This is a genomic window from Neogemmobacter tilapiae (assembly GCF_014652215.1).
GTDB classification, from domain to species: Bacteria; Pseudomonadota; Alphaproteobacteria; order Rhodobacterales; family Rhodobacteraceae; genus Neogemmobacter; species Neogemmobacter tilapiae.
Map to the genome: position 1 here is coordinate 37,133 of NZ_BMYJ01000015.1, position 25,572 is coordinate 62,704.

Annotated in this window: 27 protein-coding genes, 1 other RNA gene and 2 pseudogenes; 3 read left to right on the top strand and 27 right to left on the bottom strand. The window is 58.3% G+C overall.

Annotated features, from left to right (window positions below; translation table 11 throughout):
* Positions 1 to 1,332 carry a capsule polysaccharide biogenesis protein gene (locus IE095_RS17655; protein WP_189413511.1) on the bottom strand — a complete coding sequence of 444 codons (1,332 nt, stop codon included), beginning with the start codon at positions 1,330 to 1,332 and terminating at the stop codon, positions 1 to 3.
* A 96-nt stretch (positions 1,333 to 1,428) separates the two neighbouring features.
* Here IE095_RS17655 and IE095_RS17660 point away from each other — a divergent pair, with 96 nt between their 5' ends.
* Together IE095_RS17660 and IE095_RS17665 are read left to right on the top strand one after the other, a co-directional pair.
* Positions 1,429 to 2,037, top strand: coding sequence for a riboflavin synthase (locus IE095_RS17660; RefSeq protein WP_189413513.1), 609 nt, complete (start codon positions 1,429 to 1,431; stop codon positions 2,035 to 2,037).
* Positions 2,028 to 2,582 (top strand): hypothetical protein, encoded by a 555-nt coding sequence (locus IE095_RS17665; RefSeq protein ID WP_189413515.1) that lies wholly within the window; start codon positions 2,028 to 2,030, stop codon positions 2,580 to 2,582. Before IE095_RS17660 ends, IE095_RS17665 begins: the two co-directional genes overlap by 10 nt.
* On the opposite strand, the gene IE095_RS17670 is transcribed toward IE095_RS17665, so the two are convergent.
* From IE095_RS17670 to IE095_RS17755, 18 genes are all read right to left on the bottom strand, one after another.
* Positions 2,583 to 2,795 (bottom strand): ribbon-helix-helix domain-containing protein, encoded by a 213-nt coding sequence (locus IE095_RS17670; protein ID WP_189413517.1) that lies wholly within the window; start codon positions 2,793 to 2,795, stop codon positions 2,583 to 2,585.
* A complete protein-coding gene (locus IE095_RS17675) occupies positions 2,795 to 5,203 on the bottom strand; it encodes a calcium-binding protein (RefSeq protein ID WP_189413519.1) in 2,409 nt (802 codons plus the stop codon). The genes IE095_RS17670 and IE095_RS17675 overlap by 1 nt, the downstream gene beginning before the upstream one ends.
* Before the next feature lie 70 nt (positions 5,204 to 5,273).
* The gene (locus IE095_RS17680; RefSeq protein ID WP_189413521.1) at positions 5,274 to 6,926 is read right to left on the bottom strand and encodes a calcium-binding protein; all 1,653 of its coding nucleotides are present in this window, start codon (positions 6,924 to 6,926) and stop codon (positions 5,274 to 5,276) included.
* Between the two features lie 78 nt (positions 6,927 to 7,004).
* Complete coding sequence (locus IE095_RS17685; protein ID WP_189413523.1) at positions 7,005 to 7,172, bottom strand: DUF4169 family protein; 168 nt, start codon at positions 7,170 to 7,172, stop codon at positions 7,005 to 7,007.
* A gap of 9 nt (positions 7,173 to 7,181) precedes the next feature.
* Positions 7,182 to 8,576, bottom strand: coding sequence for a class II fumarate hydratase (fumC, locus tag IE095_RS17690; protein WP_189413525.1), 1,395 nt, complete (start codon positions 8,574 to 8,576; stop codon positions 7,182 to 7,184).
* A 79-nt stretch (positions 8,577 to 8,655) separates the two neighbouring features.
* Positions 8,656 to 9,207, bottom strand: a complete 552-nt coding sequence (locus IE095_RS17695; RefSeq protein WP_189413527.1) for a class I SAM-dependent methyltransferase — start codon at positions 9,205 to 9,207, stop codon at positions 8,656 to 8,658.
* Between the two features lie 64 nt (positions 9,208 to 9,271).
* Positions 9,272 to 9,727, bottom strand: coding sequence for an SspB family protein (locus IE095_RS17700; protein ID WP_189413529.1), 456 nt, complete (start codon positions 9,725 to 9,727; stop codon positions 9,272 to 9,274).
* A gap of 57 nt (positions 9,728 to 9,784) precedes the next feature.
* Positions 9,785 to 11,038: a chromate efflux transporter gene (gene chrA, locus IE095_RS17705; protein WP_189413530.1), complete on the bottom strand. Its 1,254-nt coding sequence runs from the start codon at positions 11,036 to 11,038 to the stop codon at positions 9,785 to 9,787.
* A complete protein-coding gene (locus IE095_RS17710) occupies positions 11,035 to 11,838 on the bottom strand; it encodes a chromate resistance protein ChrB domain-containing protein (protein ID WP_189413531.1) in 804 nt (267 codons plus the stop codon). The genes chrA and IE095_RS17710 overlap by 4 nt, the downstream gene beginning before the upstream one ends.
* A 117-nt stretch (positions 11,839 to 11,955) precedes the next feature.
* Complete coding sequence (locus IE095_RS17715; RefSeq protein ID WP_189413532.1) at positions 11,956 to 12,678, bottom strand: phytochelatin synthase family protein; 723 nt, start codon at positions 12,676 to 12,678, stop codon at positions 11,956 to 11,958.
* An 86-nt stretch (positions 12,679 to 12,764) separates the two neighbouring features.
* Positions 12,765 to 13,415 (bottom strand): DUF1194 domain-containing protein, encoded by a 651-nt coding sequence (locus tag IE095_RS17720; protein WP_189413533.1) that lies wholly within the window; start codon positions 13,413 to 13,415, stop codon positions 12,765 to 12,767.
* 79 nt (positions 13,416 to 13,494) lie between these two features.
* Positions 13,495 to 14,760 carry a calcium-binding protein gene (locus tag IE095_RS17725; RefSeq protein WP_189413534.1) on the bottom strand — a complete coding sequence of 422 codons (1,266 nt, stop codon included), beginning with the start codon at positions 14,758 to 14,760 and terminating at the stop codon, positions 13,495 to 13,497.
* 119 nt (positions 14,761 to 14,879) lie between these two features.
* Positions 14,880 to 15,236, bottom strand: a transfer-messenger RNA (tmRNA) gene (gene ssrA, locus IE095_RS17730).
* Positions 15,237 to 15,262: 26 nt separating this feature from the next.
* Positions 15,263 to 16,561, bottom strand: coding sequence for a calcium-binding protein (locus IE095_RS17735; RefSeq protein WP_189413535.1), 1,299 nt, complete (start codon positions 16,559 to 16,561; stop codon positions 15,263 to 15,265).
* A 71-nt stretch (positions 16,562 to 16,632) separates the two neighbouring features.
* Positions 16,633 to 17,418: a hypothetical protein gene (locus IE095_RS17740; RefSeq protein ID WP_189413536.1), complete on the bottom strand. Its 786-nt coding sequence runs from the start codon at positions 17,416 to 17,418 to the stop codon at positions 16,633 to 16,635.
* Between the two features lie 55 nt (positions 17,419 to 17,473).
* Positions 17,474 to 18,172: a hypothetical protein gene (locus tag IE095_RS17745; RefSeq protein ID WP_189413538.1), complete on the bottom strand. Its 699-nt coding sequence runs from the start codon at positions 18,170 to 18,172 to the stop codon at positions 17,474 to 17,476.
* A gap of 182 nt (positions 18,173 to 18,354) precedes the next feature.
* Complete coding sequence (locus IE095_RS17750; protein ID WP_189413539.1) at positions 18,355 to 19,161, bottom strand: hypothetical protein; 807 nt, start codon at positions 19,159 to 19,161, stop codon at positions 18,355 to 18,357.
* Positions 19,162 to 19,271: 110 nt separating this feature from the next.
* Positions 19,272 to 19,979, bottom strand: a complete 708-nt coding sequence (locus IE095_RS17755) for an IS6 family transposase (RefSeq protein WP_189413540.1) — start codon at positions 19,977 to 19,979, stop codon at positions 19,272 to 19,274.
* Between the two features lie 646 nt (positions 19,980 to 20,625).
* Between IE095_RS17755 and IE095_RS17760 the strand changes: the two genes are divergently transcribed.
* Positions 20,626 to 20,874 carry a hypothetical protein gene (locus IE095_RS17760; protein ID WP_189413541.1) on the top strand — a complete coding sequence of 83 codons (249 nt, stop codon included), beginning with the start codon at positions 20,626 to 20,628 and terminating at the stop codon, positions 20,872 to 20,874.
* A gap of 325 nt (positions 20,875 to 21,199) precedes the next feature.
* On the opposite strand, the pseudogene IE095_RS17765 reads toward IE095_RS17760, so the two are convergent.
* From IE095_RS17765 to IE095_RS18495, 8 genes and pseudogenes are all read right to left on the bottom strand, one after another.
* Positions 21,200 to 21,670: pseudogene (locus IE095_RS17765) on the bottom strand (IS6 family transposase); the annotation flags it as partial.
* Between the two features lie 37 nt (positions 21,671 to 21,707).
* Positions 21,708 to 22,049: pseudogene (locus IE095_RS17770) on the bottom strand (integrase arm-type DNA-binding domain-containing protein); the annotation flags it as partial.
* 109 nt (positions 22,050 to 22,158) lie between these two features.
* Entirely contained in the window at positions 22,159 to 22,584 is a 426-nt protein-coding gene (locus tag IE095_RS17775; RefSeq protein WP_189413542.1) for a hypothetical protein, read from the bottom strand.
* On the bottom strand, positions 22,581 to 23,213 hold the full coding sequence (locus IE095_RS18760) for an RHS repeat-associated core domain-containing protein (RefSeq protein ID WP_189413543.1): 633 nt from the start codon (positions 23,211 to 23,213) through the stop codon (positions 22,581 to 22,583). Before IE095_RS18760 ends, IE095_RS17775 begins: the two co-directional genes overlap by 4 nt.
* 300 nt (positions 23,214 to 23,513) lie before the next feature.
* A complete protein-coding gene (locus IE095_RS17785) occupies positions 23,514 to 24,005 on the bottom strand; it encodes a hypothetical protein (protein ID WP_189413544.1) in 492 nt (163 codons plus the stop codon).
* Between the two features lie 219 nt (positions 24,006 to 24,224).
* Entirely contained in the window at positions 24,225 to 24,365 is a 141-nt protein-coding gene (locus IE095_RS17790; protein WP_189413546.1) for a hypothetical protein, read from the bottom strand.
* Between the two features lie 225 nt (positions 24,366 to 24,590).
* Positions 24,591 to 24,848, bottom strand: coding sequence for an RHS repeat domain-containing protein (locus IE095_RS17795; RefSeq protein WP_189413548.1), 258 nt, complete (start codon positions 24,846 to 24,848; stop codon positions 24,591 to 24,593).
* Positions 24,849 to 25,215: 367 nt separating this feature from the next.
* Positions 25,216 to 25,572, bottom strand: a 357-nt coding sequence (locus IE095_RS18495) for a DUF4951 domain-containing protein (protein ID WP_229804921.1), incomplete at its 5' end; no start/stop codon positions are given.

Below are 25,572 nucleotides of genomic sequence, written 5' to 3' on the forward strand. Positions count from 1 at the left end.
TTAGCTGGAAGCCAACCGTTTTGCCAGCTTTCCGCTAGCATCGCCTGATACGAGTCGCAACTGTTGCTGGGCTGCCGCGCCACTTTCTGCAAGCAAGGGCGCGTAGGGATCGCCCTCGGACAGCATTGCATCGGGCAGGCGTCGGATCAGTGTGTTGCGTCCGCCAGCTGAATAATAGCCGCCCGGGAACTGGCTGGAATGCAGCAAAAAGCGGCGAAAGGCGCGGGCGGCGACGGGGTCGGGGCGTTGGGGGGCCGCAAAGAAACCGACCAGTGCCTGATCCGAGACCAGGCCCGGCTTGGAATAGACTGCCGTTCCCATTGCCTTGAGCGGAAGCCCACGCCAAAGAACCTGCTGGCCTGCGGTCGAATTGATCGTCACCGCCGATTCGGCGCCGTCGAGCAAGCGGGCGAGTTTGCCCCCTCGCACGAAATGGACGCGACGCGCTATGCCGGACGCTTTGGCCAAACGGCGGATGTCGCGGGCCAGGGCGGTGCGTCCATCCTCCAGCGGATGGGCCTTGAAAACCAGATGATGATGCTTTGGCGCGCCTTGCGCAAAGCCGAGAAGGACCTGATCCAGAAATTCGGTCATGCTGGCATAAGGGGAATGGTTGCGGAAACTGGCGTCATGTTCCAATTGCAGCAGGGCCAGATGATAGGGAAATCCGCCCCTGCGGATGACGCTGGTTGCGAGGATTCGTTCCCAGCGGTGAAAGGGCAAAAGCAAAAGTCGCTTGGCGTAAAGGGCGAATTCCTGGGTCACACTTTGGTCGCGATGAGAGCGAAAGGCGGGAAAGCGCCAGCGGCCCAACCAAACCAGAAAGTGATAAACAGCGCCCCAGAACATGTGCTGTCGCAGATCGCCCCAATGGGTGGGCGCCTCGGGCTGGTCGGCCAGCGGGCCTTGGGCGGCTTGGACAATCTGATCCATTGAAAGTGTCATCAGGCGCGAATGGCCGTTGGACCCGTCGCGTTCATAGGTCGCCCAATAGGGCCGCATGTAACCTTCCTCGAACACATGAACCCGAAGGCCGCGTGCCTTGGCGGCCCGAATCGCATGGGCATGGATAGGGCGCGTATCGCCATAAAGCACGATATCGGTGATCTGCCTTTCGTCCAGCAGCGGCCCGATACTGTCGGCCCATTGGTCGGGCGTATTATGGCAGGGGATAAAGCTGGCGCGGTCCGGCCAGAAAGCCCGGTCGCCCAGATTGAAGCCCACGCGCCAGACCTGCGCGCCCGTCGCCCTCAGCGCCTTGGCCAGACGATGAAAGAACGGGCCGTGCGGGCCTTGCAGGAACAGAAAGCGGCAATCGGAACCAGAACGCATGGCCCCTTATAGCTTGCTTTCGCCGCTTTCGCGCGGGGAATCTTGCGGCTGGGGCCGTGGCGCGTTAGCCCTTGGGGCAACACAAAGGAATGTCCCATGTTCACCGGAATTGTCACCGACATCGGCCAGATCATCAGCACGGCGCAAGAGGGCGACCTGCGCGCCCGGATTGCCACCGCTTATCATGTCGAAACCATCGACATTGGCGCGTCGATCGCCTGTGAGGGGGTTTGCCTGACGGTGATCGACAAGGGCCGCAACGGCGAAGGGCAGGGCTGGTTCGACGTGCAGATTTCGGCGGAAACGGTGAATGTTACCAACATCGGGCGCAATGGCTGGCACGCGGGTCGGCGGATCAATCTGGAACGCGCGCTGAAGGTGGGCGACGAATTGGGCGGGCATATCGTGTCAGGGCATGTGGACGGATTGGCCGAGGTGGTGGGACTGCGCCACGAGGGCGACAGTCTGCGGCTGACGTTCCGGGCACCGGAGGATCTGGCCCGGTTCATTGCGCAAAAGGGCTCGATCACGCTGAACGGCACCTCGCTGACGGTGAACGAGGTTGCGGGGGTGGAGTTCGGTGTGAACCTGATTCCGCATACCCGTCAGGTGACAACCTGGGGGCAGGTGGCCCTCGGCGATCTGGTGAACCTAGAGGTGGATACGATGGCGCGCTATGTGGCGCGGTTGCAGGAATGGGCGTGAGCATCGGGCATAACGGCGGGCCGTCTATGGACGAGGGCCTGTCCTGGCGGCGGCATTGCTGGAGCAAGGCGCGCGCCGATCTTTTGCCGGTGCTGCCGATCGAGGTGGTGCGTCTGCGGGTGAAACGCGCGGCGGAACTGGGGCTGGACTATCGGACCTATGCTGGGGTGCGGGCGCAGACGGGGCATGATCTGGTGGGATTTCTGTTTTCGTCGAACGCTTTGGGCCTGTTGCGGGCGGGCGATACCGTGCCGGTGGCGCGGATGGAGAAATTGGCGGGGCTGGTGGCGGAAAGGGTCGGGCTTTCGCGTCCAGGGCTTTCACCGGGGGCGATGTTGCAGGCCTGTCCGCCATTGACCGGGGCCGCGCCGGGGCCTGCGCCTTTGGCCGCTTGGGCACAGGCGCGGGACGCGCTGCGCAGCGCGTTGCGGGGTGTGCCGGGCGACCGGATGCTGCTGGTGGGCGATGCGCCGTGGGAGGCGGATTGGGCCGCGATAGGGCGGCTGGCGGGCCATCTGCCGGCAGCGCGGTTCTTTGCCGCCTGATCAGCGGGCGCGATAGTGTTTCAGGACGAACAGCCGGATGGCCGAGGCGAGGCCCTGATCCGGGCCGCGCGCCGCATCAATCTGGGCGGCCAGCGCGTTGAGCGGCTGGCTGGTTTCAAGGGCGATGTCGCGGAAGGCCTGCCAGAATTCATCCTCCAGCGAAACGCTGGTGCGATGGCCGTTGAGGGTGAGGGAATGTTTGGCCGGGGGCATCAGATGAGAAAGTGGCTCTGCGTGAGGTTATCGATATCGGTATTCTCCAGAATCAGACGATCCTTTCCCGCAACGACCACGACGTCATCACCAATTTGGCGAAGATGGTTTTTCTGAAGGTCGGCAAAATTCTTGATGGACTTGATGTCGCGAACATCCACGCGGTCATGGGCGCGCCCGGTTGCCTTGAAATCCTTGACCCGATCCTGTCCATAACCGGTATCCAGCACGAAGAAATCGATCCCATTGCCGCCAATCAAAGTGTCTGACCCGCCGTTTCCGTAAAGCCCATCCACACCGCCACCGCCCCGGATAACATTGCGCGCATCATTGCCGTAAAGGGCATTGCCACCATTGTTTCCGGTCAAGTTCAACTTTCGGGTTCCAAACAAGGCTGCATGAAACACATCAAAATTATCGGAGTTTAGATCAATCGAAATATTGTCCGAGGCCATGATGTTGTCGCCGTCGCCGCCCCGCACTGTATCGGATCGGCTGTCAACATAAATCACGTCGTTGCCAGCCCCTCCGAACAAGGCATCCGCTCCGGCCCCTCCAACAATTGTATCCGCCCCGTCACCGCCGAAAATTTGGTCAGAGCCATTGTTGCCATAAAGAGAATTGGCGCCCGAATTTCCCCAAAGACTATTGTCTGCGTCATCGCCCGCAAGCACAAGGTCAAGAAAACCTGAAAGCCGAGCGTCCTCTATACCGGTCCATTGCCATAGGGCGATGGACAAAACATCGCTGCGCAACTGGTCGCGGCCGCCGCTGTCAAAGAGGGTGTCATTTTCATGGTCTATGACATAAACATCATCGCCATCGCCACCTTGGAGTGTATCAATCCCGGTGCCACCATCCAAAATGTCGTTGCCGATTCCGCCCGTCAAAAGATCATTGCCCGCAAAGCCAAGGATGGTGTCGTGCCCTGCCTCGCCGTCAATCAACTCGGCAGCGCTGGTGCCTTCCAAGTAATTATCGCCCTCAATGCCAACATTCGACGGACGTCCCAGCAGCAGCTTTACGCCATCCGCGGTTTGGAAAAAGATGTCATCGTTGCCATCGCCATTGGTATCACCAGCCCCTGAGAGCAGTCCCAGAAAGGGCTTGTTGGGTTTGAACTGAACCGAGAAACCCTCGTTCGGGTTCAGGGTTGCCAAGTCCAAATAATCTGGAAGAATGCGCGTGGTTCCATATAGAACCGTCACAGGGGTAGGCATATCGGGATTCATCCGGCTTTCAAAGGCGATATCATCCAGACCGTCACCATTGAAATCGCCGACCGACAAAGCTTTGCCGACATCATAATACGGCACAATTTGAAAACCTTCCCAAGTGTCCAGCTCACTGAGATCGATGTCTGATCGCGACGGATCATTTGTGCCAAAAACAACAAAAACATCGCGGGATGATTCGTTGTAGCCGTCGCTATCATTGCCGCGGCTTGCATAACCAGCCGTTATGATGAGATCCCCGATCCCATCGCCATTAAAGTCACCTGCTGACCTGGTCGAGACGTTGATCAGGGCGCCGTTGGAAGGCAATTGGATTGTAAAGCCGTTTGTACCATTCAAATTGGCGGCGTTCGTTTCCGGTGTTTCCCCCTGCGATACGCCGAAGAAAATTGAAACTGACCGCATACCTACGTCTCTGATCGATGGCGAAGATACCGCGATATCGGCGCGCCCATCGCCGTTCACATCGCCGACAAAATTGGCTTCGAAATTGCCGTGCCTTTTTTTGGGAACAATGAACTCATACGATTGATCACCAAGATTCACGAAAGCCCGTTTTTCGGGTTCAAAAATTCCGAGCCGATAGCTGCTAGAGACTGTATCAATGTTTGAGTCGCCGTTGAAATCTGCACCGCCTGAGGTGTGGCCGCCGAAAGAATAGCCAGAGCCATACTCGGCATATTCTTCGGGCAGATTGTTGAAGTCCATCAAGTTGGGAATTTCGTCGCCGCCGTAGAAAATGACAATCTTATTCCCCAAGTATGAATTTCCGTTGCCAAACGGATCATTCCCGTAGATCGAGGTTGAAAACATGAAGTCGTCGAAACCGTCCTCGTTATAATCGCCGATCGACCTGATAGACAGGCCGATTGTTGAAGCCGGATTCGAAATCGTGATGGTGAACCCTTCACTTTCATCAATATTGTTCAGATCAACGTCCGACGGTACCCCGTCTTGCGTGCCGAATATGACATGAAGTTTGCTATATGTTTCGTCTTGCCCCTGCTGCCGAGATCGGCTGGAAAAAGCGAAATCGAGGAAGCCATCGCCATTCACGTCGCCGAGTGTCACAGCGTTCATTGCTGTCGAAAAGTAACTGGAGTCATTGATGGAGCGGATGTCAGTGCCTTCAGTCAGCTGCGACAGCGTAAAAATTTTATTGTAGACGGTCATGACATCCTCGGGTAACGGCACTTTTTTAGCCAACGTCGTGTTTGCAGTAGGGGGCTTGCCCCATACCAATTCAGAAAAGGAAGTGATCGGCGGTCAGGTCGGACAGGCGGGTGTCTTCCAGCGTCAGGGTTTCGCCAGAGCCAGAGTTGATGACAACATCCTGCCCCTTCTGTCGCATGTGATTTGCCTTGAGATCGGCGTAGTTTCTGATTTCGGGCAAGTCGAAAATCAAGACAAAGTCATGGTTTTGACCCTTTGCTACAAAATCGACGACACGATCAGAATCAATGTTCTTGTAGAGACCAAAAGAATCTCGGCCCCTGCCGCCGGTCAAAAAGTCATCGCCGCCATTTCCGTAAAGCGTATCGTTCCCTGATTTACCGACGATCTTGTTGCCTAGGTCATTGCCACCCAAAACGTTGTGGCCAGCATTCCCGGTCAATTTCGTGGCGGTGCTGTCTGTGTCGAGATAGCCGTATTCGACATTCTCGGGCAAGACCATATCCAGCCAGCTTAGCACCGTATCGGCATTGTTGGCGCGCGCTTCGACAATGACGTCGTCGGCATCCAGGCGATAATACCAATCATTGCCATCACCACCGATCATCGTATCGCGCCCGGAACCGCCATAAATTCGATCCCCTGTGGCTCCGCCAAAGAGTTTGTCGTTTCCGCCATTGCCGTAGAGCGTGTCTGTGCTGCCACCACCATAGATAAAGTTTGCCACGTCGTTGCCACCCAGAACGTTTCCTGAGGAACTTCCCGTCAATCTTGTGGCCGTACCACCCGTGTCCAGATATCCATTCTCAATATTGTTTTTGAGCGTATAGTTGTTCAGGCTAACGACAGTGTCGGTCCCCTGTCGCGCTTTTTCAACAACCACATCGCTATCACTGTCGATGAAATACAGATCGTCGCCCTCGTTGCCGATCAATGTATCAATGCCGGACCCACCATAAAAAGTGTCCGCACGCATGTCGCCGAAAGCATAGTCATTGCCGTCGCCGCCAAAAAATACGTCAGCATCGCCATTCTGGAGGCCTGAGTCGTCTTCTAGTCCAAAGAGGGTGTCATTGCCTAGGCCGCCGTAAATGCTGTCTGAGCCACCGCCCCCGCGAATGAGATCGTCGCCCGCGTTGCCATAAATTGTGTCTTTCCCAGCCAAGCCCCGAATTGTATTGGAAAGGTTGTTTCCACCCAAAAGGTTATCAAGGCCGTTGCCGTTCATTTGGGCGGGCAAAGTGCCGTCAATGTCAAGGTAACCGACCTCAACATTATCGGGTAGGGTCAAGCCGCCGGAGCTAACAATGGTGTCCTGACCGCCGTTCTCCTGCTCTTCCACCTCCCAATAGCCGTTATCGGTATAGTACCAATCGTCGCCTGCTCCGCCGCTCAGAGTGTTGGACGACATGGAGCCGCCTTGGTCGAGTCCGCCATAGATGGTATCATTGCCTATGCCACCATAGATGCGATCAAAGCCTGCGCCGCCATACAGGCGGTCATCCCCATCACCACCCCAAATCGTGTCCTGGGCATCGTCGCCGTAAATCGTGTCGTTGCCGGCATCGCCGTTGAGGCTGTCACGTCCCTCACCGCCATCCACCGAGTCATTGCCCTCAAGACCATTGATCAGGTCGTCGCCGGCCAATCCGTTCAGGGTATCGTTGTCGGCTGTGCCATTCAGTGTGTCATTGTCCAAGGTGCCATCGGCCAGCACCAGCATTTCATCCTGAACAGCGTCAACCATTACAATCCCCTAAAAGTTGTTGGGGCAAGGCATGGCACGCCGAAAGTTGTTTGTCTATCGCTTGTTGCCATCCAGATCGCGCGCCGCCTTTTCGGCTTGCGCGCGGTCTAGATCTTTCTGGGCTTTTGTCCGCCCGAACTTGGCCGCATTGGCATCGGCCTGGGCCTTTTCGTCGGCCTTGACCTTGGCTTTACGGGCCTTGTTCAGGTTGACGACGGTCATTTCCGGCGGTTACCCCTTGGGTCCGATCATGTCTTCGGGGCGGACCACGCGGTCAAAGGTTTCGCCATCGACAAAGCCTAGCGCAATCGCCTCTTCGCGCAGCGTCGTGCCGTTTTTATGCGCGGTTTTGGCGACTTTGGTGGCGTTGTCATAGCCGATGGTGGGGGCTAGGGCCGTCACCAGCATCAGGCTTTCCTTCATCAGCTTGTCGATCCGCGCGACGTTGGCCTCGGTCCCCACCACCATGTTGTCGGTGAAAGATTTCGCGGCATCGCCCAAAAGCTGCATGGATTGCAGGACGTTGTAGGACATCATCGGGTTGTAGACGTTCAGTTCGAAATGCCCTTGGCTGCCGGCAAAACCGACCGCGGCGTCATTGCCCATGACATGGGCGCAGACCATGGTCAGCGCCTCGGCCTGGGTCGGGTTGACCTTGCCCGGCATGATCGAGGAACCCGGTTCGTTTTCCGGCAGGATCAATTCACCCAGACCCGAGCGCGGGCCGGAACCCAGAAGACGCATGTCGTTGGCGATTTTGAACAGGCTGACGGCGACGGTTTTCAAAGCGCCCGAAAACATCACCATGGCGTCATGGGCGGCCAGTGCCTCAAACTTGTTCGGGGCGGTGACAAAGGGCAGGTGGGTGATTTCGGCAATCTGGGCCGCCACGCGGGTATCCCAGCCGACGCGGGTGTTGAGGCCGGTGCCGACAGCGGTGCCGCCTTGGGCCAGATCATAGATTTCCGGCAGGATTTTCTTGATGCGGGTGATGCCCATCGCCACCTGATGCGCATAGCCGCCGAATTCCTGCCCCAGGGTCAGGGGGGTGGCGTCCTGTGTATGGGTGCGGCCGATCTTGATGATGTCTTTGAAATCCTTGGCCTTGCGGGCCAAGGCATGGTGCAGATGTTCCAGCCCCGGCAGCAACACGTCGCGCGCGACCATGCCGATGGCGACGTGCATCGCGGTGGGGAAAGTGTCGTTCGACGACTGGCCCATGTTGACATGGTCATTCGGATGGACGGGCTTTTTCGACCCCATCACGCCCCCCAGCATTTCGATGGCGCGGTTGGAGATAACCTCGTTCGCGTTCATGTTCGACTGGGTGCCAGACCCCGTTTGCCAGACGACCAGCGGGAAATTGTCGTCGAATTTGCCGTCAATCACCTCTTGCGCGGCGGTGGCGATGGCGTTGCCCAGTTCGGGGGGGATGTCGCCTTGGGCGATGTTGACCAGCGCGCAGGCTTTCTTGATCACGCCCAAGGCGCGGACGATGGCAACGGGCTGCTTTTCCCAACCGATGGGAAAGTTGATGATCGAGCGTTGGGTCTGCGCGCCCCAGTATTTGTCGGCGGGCACTTCCAACGGGCCAAAGCTGTCGGTCTCGGTGCGGGTGGCGGTCATCGGAATCTCCCCTTGCGCTGGCTGGGGGTGTGATAGGCCGATGGCGGGGAAAGATCAATCGGTATGCGATTGTATGCCGTTAGGCGCGGCTGAAATGATAAACCCGCGCCGGGGGGAGGTTGAACAGGACATGCGGGCCTTTGCGGGCGGTGAGGCCAAGGCTTTGCATGACGGAATGCGGCACCGGTGGTTTGGGGCCATAGGTGAATTGGATGTACAGCCCGCCGGGTTTCAGCAGGGCAAAGGCGGCGCCCACGATGGCCTGCACCACGGGGGCGGGCATCGAGAGCAGGGGCAGGCCGGATATGACGGCATCGACACCGGGTTCGACAAATTCAGCAGCGCGGTCGGCCCCGGCGTGGTGGAAAGTGACGCCCGGAAAATCGGTGCGAAGTTTGCCTATGAAGTTGGGGTCGAGTTCAAAACCCGTGAGGTTTTCCGGTTTGATCCCGCGGCCCAGAATGCCGCGCGTCAGGCTGCCCGTGCCGGGGCCGAATTCCACGACGCGGTCTGTGGGCGACAGCGTTCGGGCCATGGCGCGGGCGAGAAAGGGCGAGGAGGGCGCAATGGCCGAAACCTGTTTCGGGTTGCGGATCAGCTGGCGCAGAAACAGGGCGGTGTCCGATGCCATGAGAGGCTCCTTCGCATGAATGGGAAGGGCCTAACACGCCCCGGTCACAACAGGATAACAGGGATCAGTGCTTGCGGAACTTGTCCAGGCTGACAACTTCGGCCGGGGTATGGGGCGGATCGTCTTCGGGATCGTCGTCCTCATCCTCGTCTTCGTCGTCTTCATCCTCATGCATTTCGAACCGCAGGCCGAATTCGACGGAAGGATCGACGAAGGTTTTCATGGCGTCAAAGGGGATGACCAAGGGTTCGGGATTGTCACCGAAGTTGAGGGTGATCGACATGCCTTCCTCGGTCACTTCCAGATCGCGGAACCAGCTTTGGATGACAATGGTCATTTCACCGGGATAGCGCTGGCGCAGCCAGTCGGCGATATGGACGCCTGGCTGGGTCGTGTCGAAGGTGATGAAGAAGTGGTGGGCTCCGGGCAGGCCGTCGCGGGCGACATCCTCCAGCACCTTGCGGATCAGGCCACGCATGGCCTGATGCATGAGATTGCCGTAGTCGATGGATTTCGCCATGAACCGCCCCCTTCGCGTCGGGGTCAGCATAGGGGATTCACGGGCGAAGGGAAGGGGTTACGCGAGGCCCGCGAGGTGGGATGCCACCCCTAGGGCCCCGCAAAGGGCAAGGGTGAGGGCCAGGCCTTTGTGCAAACGCAGCAAAAGCAGGGCGGCAAGGGCCGTAAGGGCCAGTGAGACAGGGTTCAGGCTGGACCAGTCGGGGGCCAGCAGGTGCAGCGGGCCAAAGCTGGTTTCGGTGACGCGGCCAAAGGCGACATGGGCGGCGAACCAGATCGACAGATTGGCGATGACGCCGACGACGGCGGCGGTGATGGCGGCCAAGGCGGCAGAAAGCCGGGGCATGGCAGCCAGACGATGGATATGGGGTGCCCCGGCAAAGACCCAAAGGAAACAGGGGATAAAGGTCATCCAAAGCGCGACCAAGGCGCCAGCAATGCCGTAAAGCATGCCGCCTTGGCGGAAAGCGGCCATATAGCCAACGAATTCGGTGACAAGGATCAGCGGGCCGGGGGTGGTTTCAGCCAGACCGAGGGCGTCGATCATCTGGGGTGTTTCCAGCCAGCCGTGGGTTTGGACGACGGTTTGGGTCATGGCGGCCAGAACGGCATAGGCCCCGCCAAAGGTGACGATGGCGAGGTTGGAAAAGAACAAAGCCATGTCCCAGAGAAGGCCGCCTTCAAACAGGCCAAGGGTCGCCAAAGGGATGGCCCAAAGCAAGGCGAAACCGGCGACGGCGGGCAGGGTCGAGGGGGTTTTGCGCTGCGGCGCGGCAGGGGTTTCGCTGCCCTGCGCGGTCAGGAAACCGGCGAGGGCGGCGACAAGGATGACGGCCCAGAAGGGCAGGTGGAACAGGAACAGCGCCGCAAAGGCGAGGCCTGCGATCAGCCAATGGACGGGGCGTTTCAGGGCGCGTTTGGCGACGCGCAGCAAAGCCTCGACCACGATGATGACGACCGCCGCCTGAATGCCCATAAACAGGGCTTGGATCAGGGGAATATTGCCCCAATGACCATAAGCCATCGCCAGCGACAGAATGATCGCCGCACCGGGCAGGACGAAAAGCCCGCCCGCGATGATACCGCCCAAGATGCCCCTTTGCCGCCAACCGGCATAGGTGGCCAATTGCATCGCCTCGGGCCCCGGCAAGAGCATGCAAAAGGAGAGGGCGCGCAGATATTCGCCCTCGTCCACCCATTTCAGCCGGTCCACCAATTCCCGGTGCATCAGCGCGATCTGGGCGGCAGGCCCGCCAAAGGACAGGATGCCAATGCGTCCGAAAACGCGGAACAATTCGCGGTAAGAGGTCATGCCTGCCCCCGCGATGCGGGCCAGTCGTGGCCTTCGTCAAACCCGTCCCGCGCCCAGCGGTAAAGCGCATCGTAAACTGCCATGCCAGCCTCCAACTGGGCCAGATCGTCGCGGTATTGCCGCGACAGGCCCACCGATATGGCCAAAAGCCCCGTCGCTTGGGGCGCCAAGTCATGCCGGTCTGTATCGGCGGCGCGGATGACAAGGGCAAGACGATCCAGCGCCGGATCATGCAGGTTGAAATCGTCGATGAGGGCGTCAAAGCTGCAATTTTCGCCGCGATGGGTGAAATGCACGCCTTCGATATCAAAGGGCGTGGCGTCAAATTTTTCAGCCACATTGGCCACTTCGCTGGCGGCCACGAAGAGGAAGCGGGCCATTGGGTCGATAAAGCGACGGATGAGCCAGGGGCAGGCGATCCTGTCGATCTTGGGCCGTTGACGGGTGACCCAAAGGCCACTGGTGGGGATCATCTTGGCGGGTATGGCGGGCAAGCCTGCGGCGCGCCAGCCGACAAAGCCGCCCTCCAGCACTTCGGCGGCAATGCCATGCAGGCGCAGGATGGCGGCGGCGCCTTCGGACAGCTTTTTGCCGCGCTGGCAGACGACCACGGCCCGCTGCACCCCCAGCGTCGGGGCAAGACGGTCTATGTCACCATGCGCTATGCGCTGACTTGCAGGGATCAGAAAGCTGTCTGTGGCAAAGTCTTCGTCGATTCGCACGTCGATGATCATCGGTGCATCCGGCAGGCCGATAAGGCGCGAAAGTTGCGCAGGGGTGATCTGGAAAGGTCCGGGCATGGCGGCATCCTTTGGCTAAGGGTCAAGGGATGCAAACTTGGGCCAAAGCCTCACGGGGCGTTTGCGAGCCCCATGGTTCGATTTTTCACAGCCCGCGCTGACCGTCAAGTCACCACCTTAGGGATGGATATGCACCAGCCCGCCCGTTTCGCCCTGCAAGACGCCATGTTCGGCCGAGGTGGGTTTCAGCATTGCCGCGAGCAGAACGGGAACAGGTGTCCAATAGGGGACATACCATTCCTGATCCACTTCCAGCACCAGAACCCGATCTTGTTCGGCGTCATAGGCCCCGATCAGGCTGACGTGGGGCCCGTCCCAGTCGCCTGTGACGACGCCTTGGTTGAAATAGAGCAAGAGGGCATCTTGGGCACTGACCTCATTCGCAGTCAAAAGGGCGCGCAAGGCGGCAAGGTCGGTCTCGCCCGTCGGTTTGAAGGGGGTGACCTTTTGACCCATGCCCCGCGCGGCCAGGGCCAGCGATGTGAAATCCACCAGTTGCTGGAACTTGACCCCGGCCCCGCCCTCGGCAGAAAGCGCCGCCCATTCACGGCTGGCTGCCCGCTCTAGCATCGCGGGCTGTGTCATCACCGCATCTGCTGAAAGCGCCGGCAGTCCGGCAAGCCCGTTCAACGCCGCTGTGACGCTGGCGACGGAACAGGCCGATGTGGTGAATTGCGGTTTCACGAAAGGCGAAAACGCCCAGTAATCAGGGGCGGGGGATTGGCGCAGGAAAGCATTGTCTGCCGTAATGGGCACCGCATCAGGCCCAAGTTTGGGCACGGGCGTTTCGGCCAGCGCGGCAAAGGGAAGCAAGAAAATAAGGGCAAGGGCAGCTTTCATCGGCGGCTCCGGTTCTTGGGGTTCTTGGGTATCAAACACCCGCATTGTCATCGCGTCAAAGGAAACCCGAAGGCCGCCCCGTTGCGTCAAGAGGCCGGTTTTTCCAGTTCGCGCAGCAGCTTTTCCCGCAGGGCGCGGGGGTAATCCTCTAATCCCCTTGCGGTGATGACAAAGCCTGCGGGGGTGATCACCCATTTGCGGTAGAAATTGGTGATGGCCACCTGCGCGCCGGCATCCTCGATGGCAATGGCGTTGATCGTCACTTTGGCGGCCATCGCCTCTTGCCGGGCGGGTGTCACGGTATGGCCGATGTTTTCCGGGCCGTCGCCCGAGATGTCGATAACCCGCCGCTGGCAATCGCTAACCGGATCAAACTGCGCTGTGGAAAAGCGGATCGCCTGTCCGACCGCGGTTTGCGAGCCGTCAAAGGCGCGGGGCAGGGCCTGCACCTGCGCGATCAGGGTGGCGATGTCTTGCGGGTTTTCCATGCGGGACCAGTCTTGCACCAGGGTCTGCTGGTCGAAGCCCGACCATTGGACGACGGCGAGTGCCACTTGCCCCTTAAGCAGCGCCTCTTGCACCTGCCCGTCTTGCAGGGCCTGCGCCAAACCTTCGACCTGCAAATGATACTCGCCGGTGTCGATGGAACCCGACACGTCGATGGCCAGCAGAAGGGCCGTTTCACAGGCCATAGCGGGCAGGGGGCACAGGGCCAGAAGGGCGGCAAGGGCGCGCATGGCCCAGATTGGGGCGGGAGGGGTTTCCGATCAAGTGGGTTGAAGGGGCCGGGCATGGCGCGCGCGGCCCCGACGATGGTTAAGCGATGAAGATGTTGTTCGCCGCAAAGAAGTCGGCATCGACGAATTTGGCGATCATGACGGGGGCAAACTTGCCCTTGTTGCCATCCTTGTCGAACCACAAGGTGTCATCCGTGGTGCGAAAGATGAAGCGGTCATTGGCATCTTGCGCGGCATTGGTGGCCCCTTTGTGGAGGCGTTCAGCGGCGAGCCATCCTTGCGCCAGTCCGCCGCCAAACCCCTCGCGGTCGAACTGGACGACATCATTTTCCTGGAAGAACGAGACCCTGTCACCGCCCTCAGCGGCGCTGTTGAACACGATGTAATCAACGGCCCCGTCCAGCGTGCCGGCCTCGATCACATCGCGTCCCATCCCGCCGATCAGCGTATCATTGCCGCCGCCGCCGTAAAGCGAATCCTGGCCGCCCCGCCCCTCGAGCCGTTCGTTCGATTCGACGTTGTAGTTGCCATAGATCTTGTCGTCGCCCTTGGCAGAACCGATCACCCGTTCGATTCTGTAAAGCAAATCCCCAGCGGCAGCCTTGCGGCCCGTTGTGTCTCCATCCAGATTGACAAAGACGGCCCCACCGCGACTGTAGTCGACGGTGTCAAAATCATCGCCGCCGTGCAGATATTCCGCGCCGCGACCGGGCCGGAAGGTGTCATTGCCTTCGTCGCCATAAATTCCGCCGGTCTGAAAGCCGCCTTGCCCATCATAGAGATCGTTGCCGCCGCGAAGCGAGATGTAGCCATAGATTTCGCCCCGATTGACGACAACATCGCGAAGCTCGCCGCCGTCAATGACCGTGTTGTCGATCATGTAGATCGTGCCGGTGTTTTGCACCCTCAGGGCCAGGTTCTGCGAGACATAGATGGAGTTGTCGGTGAAATGGATCGTGCCGGAATTGATGACCTTGGCCGTGCCGTTGCTGTCCTCGTCCCAGTTGAATGCAACCCCTTCGTCGGCGATCAGCCGCCCCTTGTTGGTCAGGACGGCGTTCTTTCCATCGAAGGAAACGGCGGTGGCGTTGCGGCCGATCAGGGTGCCGGTCTCTTCGATGGTCAGGCTGTTGGTGCCCTGACCGCCGGTTTGCAGCGAAATGCCGGAATCATAGCCGATGACGGTGCCGGCGATGGTGATCTTATGCGCGCCGCTGGTGGAGCGGATGGCGTCGTCCTGAAAGGATTCGACTTTGACGCCTTTGCCGACGATCAGATCCTGCCCGGAGGTCAGAACATATTGCGAAGCATCGCCGCTGCGGGTTTTGGCTTTGATAAGGGGCATTGCAAGTCCTCTGCTTGGAAATTGCAATTCCGATAGGCCGGTCTGCGCCACGGGTAAACCGGGGCAGGGCCATGACCTTGCGTCAGGCAGGGCATGACCTGGCGTCAACTTGGTGGGAAAGTGCAGGATTCTGTTGCCAGGCTCCTGCGGGCCCCGCCTTACGCGGCTAAGCGCAAGGACTTAGTTTCGGCGACTTAAGCTGCTTACGCAGCCAGAGCCATTGCCGGAGCACGGTTGTCATTGGCAACTGTACGTTTGCACCGATAACGGTGGTGGCTCACCGAGCGAAAGCTGGCCCCTTTAGACGTTCGTCGATCCTATTTCGGCCCCCTCCGCCCCCAATGAGGGAGTGTTGGTGGAGCCGCCGGGTACCGCCCCCGGGTCCGATCCGTTTATTACGGGTGCGTTTATCGCCATAGTCCGGGTTGCCCCGGACAGGAGTAGATATAGGGCGACTGGTCTTGGCGCGCAAGCGGGGCGCGGTGTTTCCGAGGGCGGTGTTTCAGAGGATGGTGATGTTGTAGGCAAAGAAATCGGTGCCATCGTCCAGATCGGCGATCATGACCGGCTTGAAAGTGTCTTTCGCGCCATCGCGGTCGAACCAGACGGTGGCATCTGTGGTGCGAAAGATGATCCGGTCGCCATTGTCTGCCGCCTTGTTGGTCGCGCCGGAATGAAAGCGCGGATTGTCAAAGGACCAGGCTTCGGCCACAAGGCCGCCGCCAAAGGCACTGGCTTTCAGCACGATTTCGTCGGATTGCACAAAACCCCTGATCCGGTCGCCGCAATCCTCCAGGCGGTCATATTGCACCGAGGCCCAGCCTGCGGGGCTGTTGCGCAGATCAATCTGATCAGCCCCGAGGCCGCCGATCACAAGATCGAGACCCTCGCCGGACTTGAGATAGTCGCTGCCCGCGCCACCCAGCAAAGTGTCATTGGCAGCGCCGCCGAAAAGCCGGTCATTGCCGCCGTTGCCGATCAACCGCTCGGCCTGATCCATGCCGTAGATCGTGTCGTTGCCCTTGGCAGAGCCGATCACAATTTCAACGCCTTCAAGCACATCGCCGCGCGCACCGCCGCCCGCGATCTGTGTATTGTCCAGATGGATTTTCACGGCGGGACCGGCGCGGTAGTCGGCCGTATCCATCCCAGTGCCGCCATCCATCACCTCACTGCCGCGACCGGGGCGGAAGATATCCTTGCCATCCCCGCCGGAAATATTGCCAAACAACCAGCCCTTCCGCCCATCGTAGAGGTCGTTGCCGCCCGAGAAATAGACCTCACCCACGGCCCGGCCTTGGTTGATAAAGACATTCCGACCGTCGTCACAATCATAGATATAAGCATCCGGGGCCAGCACCGTGCCTGTGTTGCGGAAGACGGAGTCGCGATCATCGCTGATGTCGATGGCGGAATAAGAGGCGACAATCCGACCGCTGTTGACCACGCTGATGCGATCACCGGAACCATAGAGTTGAATCGCCGTTTCGGCGATGATCTCGCCCCGGTTCACGAGGTTGATTTTGGCCGCCTCGACATTGACCGCGTAGGATTCGGTGACCAGTGAGGCGGTGGCACCCAGGATCAAATCGAACCTGTTCAGAGAGGCATCGGAATAGATGATTTCCTCATCGGCATAAAGTTTTCCGGCAATGGTCAGTTTGTGGGCCGTGCCCGAAAGAAGAATGGCTTCTTCCTCGAGCGATTGCAGGGTGATGTTTTTGCCAACGTTCAGATCCTGTTGGCCGTTCAAGGCATAGCAAATGCCGTTTGTCAGCGTATTTTTGGCTTGGATCGCCATGGAATGTTCCTTTGATGAAATTGCTTGAATGCGGCTTTGTAACATGCCGCAGCTTTTCAAGCAAAGTGGGACTAGTTCAGCCCCAAGGCCTTTTCCAGCCGCCGGATGTCTTTGCCCTGCGCTTTGCGGCGGGTGACGACATTGCCCTGCGGGTCGGTCAGGACATAGCGGCCGTCCAGCACATATTCCGTCCAGCCTGCAATATCGGTGCTTTGCAGCGCCTTTTGATCGGCGTTGACAAGGACGGCCGCCTCTAGCCCCAGTTTGCGGCCTTGGCTGGAGCCAAGCGCTTTGCGCAGGGCTTCAAGGCGTTTGCGGTCGGCGGATTTGACGGTGCGGCTTTCCAGCTTGCGGCCCTTGGCATCGAGCCTTTCATATCGGTTGCCAAGGATGCGTTCGCTGCTGCCATCCTGAAAGCCGATGCGGATCAGATCTTGGCGGAAAAGGGTTGTGCTGTCCGGGCCGGAGGCGGCGCTGCCCGAGGAGCCGCCTTGACCTTTTGTCGCGCCGCCGGAGCCTGATCCGCTGCCAGAGCCTGATCCGGGCCTGCCGCTGTTGTTGTCATCGTCTTTGTCATCATCCTTGTCCCCGCCACCGGGGCCGGAATGGTCGTCATCATCGTCGCCCCCGCCATGACCGGAGTTGTCGTCGTCATCATCATCCCGGTCGTCGTCGCGGTCATCGTCCCGATCATCATCCCTGTCGTCGTCACGATCATCATCGTCATCACCGCCGCCACCCTTGCCGCCTTTGGCATGGGCTGTGTCGCAATCCTGCCAGCCTGCCCCTGCCAAAAGGCCGGGGGCTGTCAGGAACAGCCCGGCCATCATCAGCATCAGCAAGGAACGTCGCAGCATCTTTTCTTCCGTTTGTTCCCTCGGGGTTTTCCCCCGAGGGTCTTGTCTGGGCCTGTCAGCGCAAGGCCATCCATTTGTCGACATCGGCCTGGGTCGCCGGGCGTTCCACCACCGTCCGGCCGGTCGAGTCTTTGTATTCGTAGCGGTTGTTTTCGATTTCAACCTTGCTGCCATCCGAAAGGGTGACTTCTAGGCTGTTATTGCCCACCTCAAATTTCACAATTCGCAGCGGATCACTGCCCCCGCCGTTGCCGCCACCGTTGCCGGTCTGCCCCTGATCGTCGTCGTTGTCGTCCTCATCATCGCTGCCGTGGCCGCCATGATCGTCGTTGCCTTCGTCGTCATCACCGCTGCCGTGGCCACCGTGATCGTCGTCGCCTTCGTCGTCATCATCGCTGCCATGGCCGCCGTGATCGTCGTCGCTGTCGTCGTTATCGTCACTGCCGTGGCCGCCATGATCATCATCCCGATCATCATCATCGCCTTCATCACCACCATGGTCGTCGTCGCCTTCATCGTCGTCGCTGCCGCCACGATCATCGTCGCGATCATCGTCATCGCCGCCCCGGCCGCCAAGCCCGCCGCCGCTGTCGCCCTTGCCGTCACCACCCTTGGCCATCGCCATCGCGGATTTCACCACGATTTTGCCGCTGCTTTGGTCCAGATCAACGGTCAACGGCGCGACCGACAGCAACGCTGTTGAGCAAGCCAAAACGGCCAGCATCATCGGCTTCTTCATTCGCAGTTCCAACATGGCTTTGACTCCCTTGGATCACCCGCTGCTTGCGGGCCTGTCCCAAGGTTTGTCATGCCCTTCTGGACGAACCGATTCCCTTCCGACCTCCTTCGCATGCCGCCCGGACCCTTGCCGTCCCACTATGCGCCCAAAGCCCGATCCAGACATCAGACCAAGGTCTGACATTCCCGCAAGGGCCGTCAATCGGGGGGCGCGAGCAATCTTTGGCGCAGGTCGCCCAGTGGGTCAGACAAAAGGCGCACGCCGGCCATGCCACGGATTTTGGCCAGATCATCGAGGTAAGCGCGGGTCAGACGTCGCCGGGTTTTGGGGTCAAAAGGTTCATAGCTGTCGCCCAGCCCCGCAAGCGGCTTTTGGCCCCGCTCGGTCAGGATACGATCCATTTCGCTGCGGTCGGGGCGCGGGTTGTGAACGCGTGTCCGTGCCAAGGCCCCTGCAACCTCTTCCCAGCGCGTGGCCTGTCGCAACTGTTGACGCGGGCGATCCACGGCCCAATTGAATTCCCGCACCACGATTTCGGCATTGGGCAGAATGGCGCGAACATCGCTGACCACATCCGTCCAATGCCGGTCGGACCGCGCGATGGCCTGAATCTGGTCTGCTTCGGGCAGGGCCATGCCCCGGGTTAGGGAAAAGGCAATGGCCGAGGGCCACCAGTCGGCAGGATTGCGCACGGAAAGCATCACCCTTTGGCAGTGGCCAAGAAGGTTGTCCAAGGCGCGCAGGCGCTGGGTGGCCAGGGGGTAAAGGCGTGCCATGGCCACATTGTCTTGCATGTTGCCCATCAGGTTTTCCTCACTGATCAGCAGCCGCCCGTCTTGTGGCTGGATGTCCTGCAAAAGCCCCGCGCGGGTCGCCGGCGGCACGAGGATGTCGATCCCCACATTGTTCAAGAAGTCGAGATTGGAGCTGAGAAAATGCTGAAACAGCGTCGTCCCCGTCCGATGCGCCCCCAGATGCAGAACCACTTCACAGGTCAAGGTCATTCATCCCTTTGGTCAATACACCATCAAACATGCAAGAATTTGGGGATGGGCGTGGCGGTGCTGTCAGACGAATACGAACCAGTCTCTGTTTCCCCAGCCCCACACCGGCGTCAGGCTACGAGAAGGCTGCGCCACTCGGCGAGAGCGGCGGCGCGGTAAAGCTTGTAGTCTTGGCGGTTCTGGAGATGTCGCTCCGTCGGGAAGTGGTTGTGGATTGACGCATGGATCGACGCGAACTTCTGGAGCGTTCGCATGCGCCGGAACCGCAACATCGCCCGTTCTCGTCGGCGGAATGGCAAGTGTGAATTCTCAGCCCGATTGTTTAGCCAGCGGCCTGTCTCGCGGTCATCGCCGCGGCCCAATTCCTTCAGGGCAGCGCCATATGACCGAAGCCGGTCGGTCACGAGACCCTCCGGTCGGCCATGTCGCTTCATGGATTTCTTGAGGAATTTCAGCGCAGCCTTGCGATCCCGTGTCAGTGTAACAAAGCTCTCCAGTACTTCGCCCTCATGGTCGACGGCGCGCCAAAGGTAGTGCGTCACACCGTTTATCTTCACGTAGACCTCATCCAAGTGCCAGCGCCAGTGTTTCCTCGCGCGCATTCTGTCGACACGCCTGCGCCGGATCTCGGCGGCAAACATCGGGCCAAATCGGTTCCACCAAAACCGCACCGTTTCGTGGCTGATCTCGATGCCCCGTTCATGGAGGAGATCTTCGACGTTCCGCAGTGACAGTGGAAACCGGATGTAGAGCATCACCGCCAAGCGGATGATCTCGGGGCTGGTCTTGAAGTAGCGAAAGGGGGCAGGCTGGGTCATCCCGGAAGGCTAGCCGTCAGAGGATGTTAGGGCAACGTATCTTCCTCTGACAGTACCCTTTGAGGCTTTCGATCTGGTCGAATGTCGCACACCTAGATTGGTAATTGAATGTAAGGATTCGGACGATGGTGAGGACGACTTTATCCAGCCTGTATGGAACGCTTACTACTCAGTAAGGCGAGCGGAACGACGGAACGCGAGAGTTGAGGGTTGGATCACGCTGGCCATCCAGCTTACTTGTAGTGAAGGCGTCGAATCCGATTGGGATTTTGGAAAGCGCGCGAAGGTTTTGGTCGGATATTCTCCACTTCGCAGTTTAGATGAGGCTTGGGTTTTCGACTCTGATTCACCAAATTCTGCAGGATACCGAGAGGATTGCGAAGTCACCGCGTCGCATTGGACGCTCGATGAGGGGCGAGGAGTGGTCAGCTGGTTCTACGCAATCCCGCTGGATCAGATGACGAGCGTCGATGCCGTAAGGAGGCTCATCGTGGCTCCGCTCCACGCAATCCTTCAGGCAGATAATCCACAGGACCCGACCGCCGGTCTCAACGGTATCGTTGGGAGTCTTTGTGTGCCGCCGCAGCTGCCCGTCCGAATCTGACGCATTCTGCTCTTATGCTGCCCGCCAAACATGGAGGGCAGGATGACAACGAGAGAACATCACCTACTTCACGGCATTTGCCTGAGGCTGATCTACGGACTGCCACCGTCGCGCCCGGAGTTGCTAGTCCTTGCACGCTGGATGACGGGGCGGCCCGATCTGTTCGGCACCCTACCGCCTGTGATCGTGCAGACCCGCCGTGGCCTAGTTCTTCACGCGCAGTGCGTGGAAATCCTGACATTGCATCTTGCCGACCGTCTTGCCGCGCAGCCCGAACCGCATGACTGTTGAACGGCTTGCAATACGGACCCCGCTTCTGGGGTGATCGGCGTCCAAATGGGACCCCACCGACCGGGGGTTGGGTCCATTGTGCCTTCGATGATTATCGGAGGCCGAGCACGGGATGCTGATCGTGGAGACAATAGCAAAAATCAGGCGGCTACATTTCACCGAAGGCAAGGGGATCAAGACGATCTGCCGTGACCTGAAGCTGTCGAAGAAGGTGGTGCGGAAGGTGATCCGCACCGGGATTACCGAGTTCACCTACACCCGAACGGTGCAGCCGCGCCCGAAGCTGGGTGCCTGGCTGGGGGAGCTCAACCGGCTGCTTGAGGTCATCGCCGCGGCCCAAATCCTTCAGGGCCGCGCCATAAGACCGCAGCAGGTCGGTCACGAGAACCTCAGGTCGGCCGTGGCGCTTCATGGATTTTTTGAGGAATTTCAAAGCCGCCTTGCGATCGCGTGTCAGCGTGACGAAGCTCTCAAGCACTTCACCTTCATGATCGACGGCGCGCCATAAGTAATGGGTCACGCCATTGATTTTCACGTAGACCTCATCCAGATGCCAGCGCCAGTGTTTCCTCGCCCGCATTCTGTCGACCCGCCTGCGCCGGATTTCGGCGGCAAACATCGGGCCAAATCTGTTCCACCAAAACCGCACGGTTTCATGGCTGATCTCGACGCCCCGTTCATGCAACAGATCCTCCACATTCCGCAGCGAGAGCGGAAACCGGATGTAGAGCATCACTGCCAGGCGGATGATCTCGGGGCTGGTCTTGAAGTACCGAAAGGGCGAAGGCTGGGTCATCCCGGAAGGCTAGCCGTCAGAGGACGTCTGGGCAACCAGAGTTCCTCTGACAGTGCCAGGGGCGGGGGCGGCCCTCGGCCACGAAATCGAGGAACTTCGCGACCTCGGATTTGGTGATCTCCGTCACCAGCCGGTTACCCCAGACAGGTTCGACCATCTTCTTCAGCATCGACACCTGGTCGCCCGCACTGGTCTTGGCCAGTTTCGGCAGATTTTCTGCTATGTAGCGGTCGATCATGTCTGTGACACGCGGGGCGCCGCGCCACTCGTCGCGCGCCGCCAGTGGATCCTGTCCCTCCTCGATGGCGCGCCGCAGTTCCTTCGCGCGTTCGCGCGCGGCCGTGACGCTCCACTCCGGCCAGCGCCCGATGGTCAGGCGGATGATCTCGGGGCTGGTCTTGAAGTACCGAAAGGGCGAAGGCTGGGTCATCCCGGAAGGCTAGCCGTCAGAGGATGTCTGGGCAACCAGAGTTCCTCTGACAGTGCCGCTACAGCCGTATGCGTTTTCGCAATTCAGTCACCAATTGAAAATAGTACTTGGATGTTTCGTCGCGCCCTTCATATTCTTCATCAACCAATTTAAAAAACTCATCGCAAAGTTCAGAAACTTTGGCCCTGTGTGTTTCACTTCTTTCCAACCATTGAGCAGACAATGCCAGAATATCGGTTTCAGATATAACTTCTCGGGCCTTGTCCAGGCATTCAGCGTACTTAACATGTTCATCACATATTAGATTGTAGATAGCTAATCGTAGATGTGCAGCGGCTTGCTCATACTCCAGATCCGTGCCTTCTGGTATTTCAAATGAAGACACGGCGTTCTCAAGAATGTCTCTACAGCTCCGAAAGTCTGCTATATATTCTAACTCGATGAGTTTTCGATAGGTTTCGCTATCAATTGCATGCTTTTTCATTGCTCGTAAACCTCTGGAACTCTAGGTTTTCTTGGACCACCACGCTTGCAAGTGAAAAATTTATCCTCAGCGCGAGATAAGCACCCAATATACTCTCTTCCACTAGCGTTATCTGCGCACCAGGCTCTGTCTTCTTGATACTGCTCTTCACAGTCATCCATATTTGGGGAGCAATTACCTAGTGCACAATAAGCAACTGCTGCCCCAATAACACAAATTCCTGCGATGTCACTAAGTGGAAGCGGACCATCTAATATGGCCAAACCAATCCCGGTAGCAACTGCCCCCTCAACCTGCTCTCCCCGGGGATCACTATACCTCCCCGGATTTCCCCTCGCATAGCCATACACGGACGCCCCATCGACCAGCCCCAGTGGGTCGGCTTGGAGATACCTCCCGGTCGTCGGATCATAATCCCGCATCCAGTTCTGGTGCAAGCCGCTCTCCGATTGGAACCACTGGCCCGGGAAGCGGATGGCTTCTGGCGTCCCCGTCGAGGCCACGACGCCGCCGAACGGGTCGTAGGAGACCTGCCAGACCTTTGTGCCCAGCGAATTAGTCGCAAAAACGGGCTTGCCGATGTGGTCCATGCGGATGAAATAGACCGCCCCGCCCTCGATCACCGCCACAGGTGTCAGCCCGTTCCAGACATATTCCCGCAGCAAAGCGCCGGAATTCTGGTCATATTCCGCGATCCGATTGCTCGAAGCGTCGAACGCCGAAAGGAAGGTCTAGATACGGATCGCCTGCTACGCCGGCTCGGAAGAAGGATCAGCATGTCCGCACCCCGCTCCGAATGTCCCTCAGAACCGATGTTGCCATGAAAAACACAGAGCGCCGAGGGTCTATGTGATCATCCGGGATGGAACACCTAACTTATGAAGTTGTCGACAAACGAGGGCTGATTGGCCGAAATAATCGTTAATTCTCTACCACTCACTAATAACTTCCCATCGCATTGCCGATGCATCAGGATGTTGCAAGCTCTCCTCCCAAGTGCAAAATAGATGCAGCCAATGTGAGAAATTTGAGTGCAAAATGATGATTCCATTAAATTTTTCTGAGTCCAAAAAAGCAATTCCCGAAATAAAATTACTGCCCTCATCCCATGAAAAATGCATTTTTAAAATACATCTAATGCCACTGACTGTCATAAAAATGTTTGGACTTGTCTCCCAAAGATGATCAATCTTGTTCAAATATCCAAAATCGTCATGCCCACTTCGATCCTCAAAGCCGCCGCCCCAAATCAATAAACTCTCTTGGTTTGAAGATAACTCTAGAAATTCATAGCACTCAGTTATGCCGATACCTGATAGTGACTTTCTCTTGGTTGCAATTTTTACTTCCGCTTTCTGGAAGAAGGACGATAAATCTGAATCTAACAGTTGAATATTATGGGTCATAGTGAATCGTTTCATGTTGACCTGCACTTCCAACAGCAGCAGGAATATCCACTCTCATTCGGCCGTCTTTTCCGACGCGAATTCTAACATTGTTATCGGCCACCCGACTACCATCAGGAAGTATCTTCACGTTTCCCTTTCCATATTTTGCAAAGTCAGCCTCCGCTGCTTGTTGCCCTCCGGGCTTATCGGTGTTGATCCTATTTCCTGATCCTGGTTTAGGACTGCCACCTACTAATCCTGGTCCAGTTCCGGTGTTGGGCCCTGTTCCCGGAGTCGGCCCAGCACCACCTCCACCTCCGCCGCCACCTCCGCCGCTACCGCCGCTACCGCCGCTACCGCCTCCATCACCTCCATCACCACTATCTCCTCCATCCCCGCCGCCGTCGCCGAAACCGTCGCCTTTATTGTTCAAGATTATAAGAATTCCCTCGTAACAAATATAGGCCAAGGAAACAATCGCAGCAGCAGCAATCCCCGAACAGACTACAACCCCTACAGGATTAAAACAAAAGCCTAGAGCTGCCGCATATTCCCCCCTCGGATCAACATACCGCCCCGGGTTCTGGCGGGCGTAGCCGTAGACCAATGCTCCGTCGATCAGCCCCAGCGGGCCGGCTTGCAGATACCGCCCTTCGTCGGGTCATAGTCGCGCATCCAGTTCTGGTGCAGGCCCGACTCGGATTGGAACCACTGACCGGGGAAGCGGATGTTTTTGGGGGTTCCGGTGGAGGCCACGACGCCGCAGAGGGGGTCATAGCTGACCTGCCAGACCTTGGCGCCCAGCGAATTGGTCGCAAGGACCGATTTTCCGATATTATAGATACGGACGAATTGGATAGCGCTGACCTCAATCACCGCATCCGGGGTCAGATGGCTTCACGCTTGCATGCCGCTCCTCTTGTTTTACTCAACGATCTTTCCTTCGCCGGGCATTGTTGAATACGAAGTGATCGTTCCCTAATATTCCTGTTCGGCCTGAGGAAGCTCGACACCATCTCGCATGACATAGGTAGCAGTTCCTACACTATTCGAGTGAAAGTACAAACATTTGGGAGTTTGTTCAATTTCGACACGCTGTAACGGGTCAGAGCAAAGCAAAGTCAAATCGGCACTTTCGTTTGGTCCGATCAAATACTGCTCAGCAGAAGGCTCGTTAACGATTCTGACAGGCGAATCTGTGAGATTCTTATAAGTGATTGTCAATTTATATTCCATGTTTTACCTACTCCATTAGTGAGATTATTTTTTCCAATAACCGTTTGCGTTCACCTGCAGTAAGGTTATTGGCATTTCGAGCGAATTCATTTGCATACTTGTTTCGCCATCCTTCCGCAATCTCCCGCGTGAGGCCGTTGGATTGCATTTCCGCGACGGATTCACGTGTGATCTTTATTAACCTGTCTAAGGCCCCATTTGGGCCTTGTCCCCAACCGATCAGATCCTTTCCCATTTTACTCACTGTCATCCCGTCAGGAACAGGAGGGTTGGGCAGCTTTGGTATACTTGGATCGGTAAGCCCCCCAGCTCTAGGCTTTGTCGGCTCTGGCCCTGCTCCATCGCCGCCGCCACCGCCGCCGCC